The sequence below is a fragment of the Streptomyces sp. CC53 genome (assembly GCF_001865245.1).
GTDB lineage: Bacteria > Actinomycetota > Actinomycetes > Streptomycetales > Streptomycetaceae > Streptomyces.
This window is the reverse complement of sequence record NZ_MKXB01000099.1, coordinates 15,325-22,969: the sequence shown is the minus strand read 5'-3', so window position 1 is coordinate 22,969 and position 7,645 is coordinate 15,325. Positions and strand designations below refer to the sequence as shown.

Below are 7,645 nucleotides of genomic sequence, written 5' to 3'. Positions count from 1 at the left end.
GGTAGCTCGCTGGGCTCATAACCCAGAGGTCGCAGGTTCAAATCCTGTCCCCGCTACTTGAAGGACGAAGGCCCGATGCCCTGTGCATCGGGCCTTCGTCGTGTGTTCGGCATTTCGCCGGCCCGCCACTTTCCGTGAGGGAAAGGGAGCGCTCCGCATAACATTTGACACACCGTCAGAGAATTCGGCCCCGGTGCGGACTCCTGAATTCCGGTCAACTCGGAGCTCTATGTCCTGGTTTCTGGGTCTTTGATGCCGCTCGATGGGCGGAATGATCAGTCGGAACAGCTTGGAATACGGCCCCGGAGTCTATTAACGTTCGATAACGCAGTGCGGTTGTTGTAGCCGTCGCAGAGGCGGCACCGCGCGCATGCGCCGAATCCCGCAAGGGAACCGGGGAACCACCACCTTTGGGGTGAATCGGGCCAGATGTGGCCCGTAGGAGACCTTCCTGCTCCGAACCCGTCAGCTAACCCGGTAGGCGGAGAAGGAAGGAAAGGAGAGCGCCCCCGTGGCGTCCAACAGGCCTGCCCCCGAGGCTCCTTACGGTGCTTCGTACGACACGACCGGTTCCGCTGCTTCGTACGACACGATCGGCTCGACCGCCTCGTACGACACGATCGGCTCGACCGCCTCGTACGACACGATCGGCTCGACCGCTTCGTTCGCCCCGTTCGGTTCCTTCGGGCACCAGGACCCCTCGGACCGCCATGAGCCCGGCGCTCCCGCGGGCGAGTGGAACCCCACCGAGGAGACCGTGCGGCCCGTGCGCGGCCGGCACCGTGTCGTGAAGCAGCGTGGCGGTCTCGCCCGCAGCTCCACCGTCCTCGGTGTCGGTGTCATAGCCGCCGTCGGCGCGGGCGGCATGGCGACCGCCCAGGACAAGCCGCGCCTCGCGATCTCCCTCCCGGACCTGCCCGACGCGTCCTCCCTCCCCGGGATCGGCGAACTCGTCTCCGACGACGGCGCCGACGCCGACGCCGACGCCACCCCGACCGGCGGCGCCACCGCCAACGACCCCGAGCCGCTCGCCGGGATCACCGCCGCCCTGCCCGCCGCCGAGGCCCGCGGCGCCGCCGCGGACACCGGTGCCGGCGCGGGGGAGGCCCTGCGGGCCCGCATCCTGCAGCAGGCCGAGCAGCAGCAGGCCGCCGCGGAGGCGGAGACCCGGGCCGCCGCGGAGAAGGCTGCCGCCGAGGCCGCCGCCGCGGAGGCCGAGGCGCAGCAGGCGGCCGCCGAGAAGGCCGCGGAAGAGCAGCGCAAGCGCGAGGAGGAGGAGCGCAAGCGCGCCGAGGCCGAAGCCGCCGCCAAGGCCGAGGCCGAGCGCCTCGCCAAGCTGGCCGCCAGCTACGCGCTGCCGACCTCGTCCTACACGATCACTTCCACGTACGGCCAGGCCGGCTCCATGTGGTCGTCCGGCTACCACACCGGCCTGGACCTGGCCGCGCCCACGGGCACCCCGGTGAACGCCGTCCACGGCGGCACGATCAAGTCGGCCGGCTGGTCCGGCGCGTACGGCTACCGGATCGTGCTGGAGCTGCCCGACGGCACCGAGGTCTGGTACTGCCACCTCTCCTCGATGACCGTGAGCGCCGGCCAGACCGTCGGCACCGGCGACACCATCGGCCGCGTCGGAGCGACCGGCAACGTGACCGGCCCCCACCTGCACCTGGAGGTGCACACGCCGGGCGGCGGGGGCGTCGACCCGCTGGCGTGGCTCCGCGGCAAGGGCCTCACGGTCTGACCCTCCGGCCGGTACGGGTACGCGCGGGGCGACCCGGCCCCAACGGCCACCGCGGCCGGGCCCACGCGGCGCCGTTCGGAGCCGAGCCCCGCGATGCGGCCCCGGCAACCGGACTCCGGGCCGGCCCGCGAGCTGTGACCGGGCCGGCGCGAGCCCGGCACGGTACGCGGCCGCGTACCCGCGACCGCTCCGAGACCCCGGCGGCCCTGGCGGCACACCCCCCCCGACGCCAGGGCCGCCGGCCCTCCCCACAGACCGGCCTTCCCCGCAGACCTGCCCTCCCCACAGACCTGCCTTCCCGGCAGACCGGCCCTCCCCGCAGACCGGCCTTCGCGGCCCCGGGACGGGAACGCCGCCGCTTCAGCGCCGGTACGGGTTGTAGCCCGTGTAGTCCCGGTGCGGCGGCGGTGTCCACGCCCTGCCGGTCGCCCGCGCCGCGTACGTGAGGGCGGGACCGGCCACGTCCTTGCGCTGCCACAGGTGGTGCAGCAGTTCCTGCTCGCGCGCCGCGAAGTCCGGGTCCACCGTGCCGCGCCGCGACCGGTGCCGCAGGAACGCCAGGGACGTCGCGAACGCCTCGTACTCCCCGACCGCCCGCGCCGCCGCCGGGCCGAGGAACCTCGCCGCGTAGCCCCGGGCCATGCCGCGCGCCCGCATCGACGACAGGGCGAGGGGCTCGTCGGGGGAGAGCCAGCCCGCCGCCGCATAGGCCGGGAGCTCCCCGGCGAGGGTCCGCAGCTCCCGCTGGCGCGTCCACACGGCGAGCCACGTCAGCAGCCCCAGGGCCGGCAGCATGAACGCTCCGTACACGAGGAAGAAACCCCACGGCCCGAACACCGTCGAGCCGTTCCACAGTGCGTGCACCCCCATCGCCAGGACCAGCCCGGCCAGCGGCAGCACCACCGCGACGAACCGGCGCCGCCGCCGACCGGCGGCCACCACGGCGGCGATCCCGAAACCGATGCCGGTGAACACGGTGAACAGCGGGTGCGCGAAGGGCGACATGACGACCCGTACGAAGAACGTCGCCACCGTCACCGACTCGACGCCCGCCGTACCGCCCATCTGGTCCTCGCCGAAGGCGCTGCCGAGGTAGAGGATGTTCTCGGTGAACGCGAAGCCGGTCGCGGTGAACCCGGCCACGACGACCCCGTCGACGAGCCCGGTGAAGTCCCGCCTGCGGAAGAGGAACAGCAGCAGGACCGCGACGGCTTTCGCGCTCTCCTCCACCACCGGGGCGACGACGGTGGCCCCCAGGGTGTCCGCCGACGCCGGATCGGCGGTGGCGGTGGCTATCCAGCGGGTCGCGAAGGTGTTGGCGGTGATCGCTATGAGGGCGGCGGCGAAGGCGCCCCACGCGAACGCGAACACGAGGTTCCGCCACGGGCCCGGCTCCACCCGGTCCAGCCACCGGAAGGCCGCCAGCAGCAGCGGCACGGGAAGCACGGCCAGACCCAGCCCGACGAGGAAGCCCGCCGTGCCGGTCTCCTCACGCACGAGGGCCAGGATCACCAGGGCGCACAGCCCGAGCACGAGGGTCACGGCCGTGACACGCACCGCGCGGCTGCGCCAGAACGCCCGCTGCGGCCGGTAGCGCCACCGGGCACGCTCCGGCACGGCGTCGAACGCCGGCCCGGTCGCCTCGTCGTACGCCGGGATCACGGGCTGCGGTTCACGGCCCGCTGCGGGAAGGTGCTGGGTGCGCGACTCTGACACCCGTCGACCCTAAACGGGGCCACCGACAGTCCGCGACCGTGTTCCCGCCGTCACCGCGTGCGCCGGGGGCGGGCCGGCGGAGCGCAGGGCCCTCGGCACGTCGGCCGTCACCGCGTTGGGCGGGCGCGGGGACCGCGTGCAGGGCGGCCGTTGCCCGGGCACCCGCGGAGAGCCCCGGCAGGCCCCGGCTACGCGGTGCGGCGGAACAGCAGGTCGTGGACGACGTGGCCCTTGTCGATGCCCTGGCCCTCGAACCGGGTCAGCGGCCGGAACGCGGGCCGCGGCGCGTACCCGCCGCCCGGCGCCGTGTTCGCGAACGCGGGGTGCGCCGTGAGCACCTCCAGCATCTGCTCCGCGTACGGCTCCCAGTCGGTGGCGCAGTGCAGTACCGCGCCCGGCTTCATGCGCGTGGCCACCAGGTCCAGGAACGCCGGCTGGATCAGCCGCCGCTTGTGGTGCCGCTTCTTGGGCCACGGGTCGGGGAAGTACACCCGCACGCCGTCGAGGGCGTCGGGCCGCAGCATCTCCCGCAGCAGGATGATCGCGTCGCCGTTCGCGACCCGCACGTTGGTCAGGCCGGCGCGCTCGGCGAGCGCCAGCAGGTTCCCCTGCCCGGGGGTGTGGACGTCCACGGCGAGAATGCCGGTCGACGGGTCGTCGGCGGCCATGCGGGCGGTGGCCTCGCCCATGCCGAAGCCGATCTCCAGGACCACCGGCAGACCGCCGAACATCGCGTCGAGGTCGAGGACGCGCTGCCCGTCGATGTCCAGGCCCCAGGTGCCCCACAGCCGCCGCAGGGCCTCTCCCTGCCCGGCCGTGACGCGCGAGCGGCGGGGCTGGAAGCTGCGGATGCGCCGCTCGAAGTGCGAGCCCGCCGGGTCCGGCGACGGCCCGTCGCCGTCCGGGAACATCCGGCTGCCGCGGCGCACCGGCGCTTCCTCCGGTTCCCCGTCGGACCGGGGCTCCGGCCCGCGGCCGGCGGGCTGCCGCACCGGGGGTGCCGCCGCGGCCCGCGAGGGGGCGGAGGCCGGTGCGTGGGGCGTGGCGGAGGTGTCGTGAAGGTCCCCGGAGGGGGCCGCGGACAGGGTCTCGGGCCTGGGCCGGGGGGCGTGGCTGGTGGTCATCGCGGTGGGCGCACTCGTCGCGGGTGTCTCGGGCACAGTGTTGTCCATAGTACGGAGCCGAGGTTTGGACCCCATCGCCCCGGCGTCCGCCGCCCGCCACCTGTGGCTCCTGCTTCTCCTGGTGCTCCTGCCGTGCCTGGTTCCTGCCGTGGGGGTTCCTGCCGTGTGGGGTTCCCCGCCGTGTGGGGTCCGCCCCCGGCTGCCTCCGCACGTGTGGCTCCTGCCGTTTCTGCTGTGTGCGGTCCGCAGCCCCCTGCCCCCGCGTCTGCGGCACCCCGCCCCCCGCCGCCCTGGCGCCCGCCGATCCCGCCGTGCGTGGTCCCGCCGGCCGTGGCCCCGGCCACCTGCGGCCCTCCGCTGTCCGCTGGCCACGGTCGCCGCCGCCCCGGTGCCTGCCGCTGACCGCGGTCTCCGGCCTCGCGGCCTCCGCGGTGCGCGGCCCTGGGGTGGCGGGGGTGGCGGGGTCAGGAACCGTCCGACAACCGGGCCAGAGCCAGGCGCGCCACCCGGCGACCGATCGGCAGCGACGCCGTCGCCGCGGGTGAGGGAGCGTTCAGCACGTGGACCGTGCGCGGTGCCTCGCGGATCAGGAAGTCGTCCACCAGGGTCCCGTCCCGCAGCACGGCCTGCGCGCGGACGCCCGCCGGCGCGGGCCGCAGGTCGGCCGGGGCGGCCTCCGGGAGCAGCCGGCGCACCGCGTCCGTGAAGGCCCGCTTCGACAGGGACCTGAGCAGCTCCCCCGCCCCGTACCGCCAGTGCCGCCGGGCGATCCGCCACGCGCCCGGCCAGGCCAGTGTCCCCGCGAGGTCGCCGGGCCGGACGACGGACCAGCCGTAGCCCTCCCGGGCGAGTGCGGGCACCGCGTTCGGCCCGATGTGGACGCCGCCGTCGACGCCCCGCGTCAGGTGCACGCCGAGGAAGGGGAACGCCGGGTCCGGCACCGGATAGACCAGGCCCCGCACCAGCTCGGGTCGCGCCAGCTCGTAGTACTCGCCCCGGAACGGCACGATCCGCACGCCCGGCTCGTCGCCCGCCAGCCGGGCCACCTCGTCGCAGTGCAGTCCCGCGCAGTTCACCAGAACCCGGGCCCGCAGCACGTCCCCGGCCGCCGTGCGGACCGCCACGCCCCAGGGCCGCCGGTCGACGGCCGCGACCCGCGCCCCGTAGCGGATCTCCGCGCCGGAGGCCGCGGCGAGCTGCGCCGCCACCGCCCCGTAGTCGCAGATCCCGGTGGTCCCGACGTGCAGGGCGGCGAGGCCCCGCACGTGGGGTTCGTACGCGTGGATCTGCGCCGGGCCGAGCTCGCGGACCGGGATGCCGTTGCTGCGGGCGCGCTGGGCGAGGGAGTGGAGGCGGGGCAGCTCGGCCCGGTCGGTGGCGACGATGAGCTTGCCGGTGACCTGGTGCGGCAGCCCGTACTCGGCACAGAACTTCACCGTCTCGGCCGCGCCGCGCACCGCGTACCGTGCCTTGAGCGACCCCGGCCGGTAGTAGACGCCGCTGTGGATCACGCCGCTGTTGCGGCCGGTCTGGTGGCGTGCCGGGCCGGGTTCCTTCTCCAGGACGGTGACCGCGGTGCCGGGTGCGGCACGCGTCAGCGCGTACGCCGTCGACATCCCGACGATCCCGCCACCGATCACCAGGACGTCGCAGTCGAACATGCCTCCGCCGATCCCGGACACCTGTGCCACCTCCCACCCCGATAGTGCACTGGCCCGCTGACAACGCCGTTAAACCAGGGCCGGGACGGGGTGGGAGATGGATCACGCCAGGTCGGCCGAGTTCCACGGCGACGGCACGGTGGGGGCCGTGGACGGGGACGCCCGCCTGACCACGCCGCGCGCGGATCGGTCGGCCGGTCACGGGGCGCGGTGCCGAGTCCGGCCGTTCTCGGTGCGGCCTGCGGCCTGCGGCCTGCGGCCTGCGGCCTGCGGCCTGCGGTTCCGGGGCGGGGTCAGCCCACACCCTGGCGGGGCGGTGGCGGCCCGCTCGTGCCCGGCCGGACGGCGTGCGGTCTCCTGCTGCGGGCATCCGGGGCGCAGGGGGTCCTGCCGGCTGCGGCGCGGGTCACGCCGGAGCCGACAGGAGCGGCCGGGCGCGTTCCCGCAGCTCCGCCACCCGCGGCTCGTCGCCGTACGGCTCCAGCCGGTGCAGCAGGTCCCGTACGTACTCGGTGGTCCGCGCCGACGAGATCCGCCCGGCCACCTCCACCGCCCGCGCGCCCGCCGCGCACGCCGCGTCGAGGTTGCCCGATTCCAGTTCGGCCACGGCGCTCACCACGAGGCGCAGGCCGTGCGACCGCACGTACTCCTCCGTCGGCCGGGACAGGGCCTGCTCGGTGAACCTGCGCACCTGGCGCGGTGCCTTGAGGTCGCGGTAGCACTCCGCCGCGTCGGCGGCGAAGCGGTCGTACGAGTAGAAGCCCAGCCACGACGGGTCGGCGTCACCGTCACGGGACCGCTCCAGCCAGCCCTCGGCTGCCTTCAGGGCCGCGCCCGCCGCGGTCGCGTCACCTGCCTTGGCGTGCGCGCGGGCCTCCACGAGGCGGAAGAACGACATGGTGCGGGCGGTGGCCAGTCCGCGGTTGCGCTCCAGGGCCGCCTGCGCCAGGTCGACCCCCTCGTCGGCGAAACCCCGGTACGTGGCCTGGAGGGACATCGACGCCAGGACGTACCCGCCGAGCGGCACGTCGGCGGCCGCGCGGGCGAGGCGCAGCGCCTGGATGTAGTAGCGCTGGGCGGCCTCCTGCTGGCCGGTGTCGAAGGCCATCCAGCCGGCCAGCCGGGTGAGTTCGGCGGTCGCCCCGAACAGGGCCCTGCCGACCTCGTCCGAGTACGAGCCGAGGAGCAGCGGTGCCGCGTCGACCCGCAGGCACTCGGGCACCATCGAGGAGCGCCAGTCCCCGCCGCCGTACTTGGAGTCCCAGCGGCGGGCGTCCTCGGCGGCCTCCCGCAGCTTCGCCACATCGCTGTGCCCCACGCGCGCGTGCCCGCCCTCGGCGAGTTCGTCGGCCGCGACCACCGCCCCCGCGGCGCCCTCGACGCCGGGGAGCACGGCGGCT

Annotated in this window: 5 protein-coding genes and 1 riboswitch; of the genes, 1 reads left to right on the top strand and 4 read right to left on the bottom strand. The window is 75.1% G+C overall.

The genetic code is table 11. The annotated features are described in order from the left end of the window. Positions 1-363: 363 nt before the first annotated feature. Positions 364-499, top strand: a riboswitch (cyclic di-AMP (ydaO/yuaA leader). A gap of 12 nt (positions 500-511) precedes the next feature. Next, positions 512-1,744, top strand: a complete 1,233-nt coding sequence (locus BJP40_RS08920) for a M23 family metallopeptidase (RefSeq protein ID WP_071279937.1) — start codon at positions 512-514, stop codon at positions 1,742-1,744. A gap of 360 nt (positions 1,745-2,104) precedes the next feature. On the opposite strand, the gene BJP40_RS08915 is transcribed toward BJP40_RS08920, so the two are convergent. The 4 genes from BJP40_RS08915 to BJP40_RS08900 all read right to left on the bottom strand — a co-directional run. After that, complete coding sequence (locus BJP40_RS08915; RefSeq protein ID WP_071279936.1) at positions 2,105-3,460, bottom strand: PrsW family intramembrane metalloprotease; 1,356 nt, start codon at positions 3,458-3,460, stop codon at positions 2,105-2,107. 188 nt (positions 3,461-3,648) lie between these two features. After that, positions 3,649-4,584 carry a tRNA (guanosine(46)-N7)-methyltransferase TrmB gene (trmB, locus tag BJP40_RS08910; RefSeq protein ID WP_371258614.1) on the bottom strand — a complete coding sequence of 312 codons (936 nt, stop codon included), beginning with the start codon at positions 4,582-4,584 and terminating at the stop codon, positions 3,649-3,651. Between the two features lie 464 nt (positions 4,585-5,048). Next, positions 5,049-6,245: an L-2-hydroxyglutarate oxidase gene (gene lhgO, locus BJP40_RS08905; protein ID WP_071279944.1), complete on the bottom strand. Its 1,197-nt coding sequence runs from the start codon at positions 6,243-6,245 to the stop codon at positions 5,049-5,051. A 406-nt stretch (positions 6,246-6,651) separates the two neighbouring features. Continuing rightward, positions 6,652-7,645, bottom strand: a 994-nt coding sequence (locus BJP40_RS08900) for an MFS transporter (RefSeq protein WP_071279943.1), incomplete at its 5' end; no start/stop codon positions are given.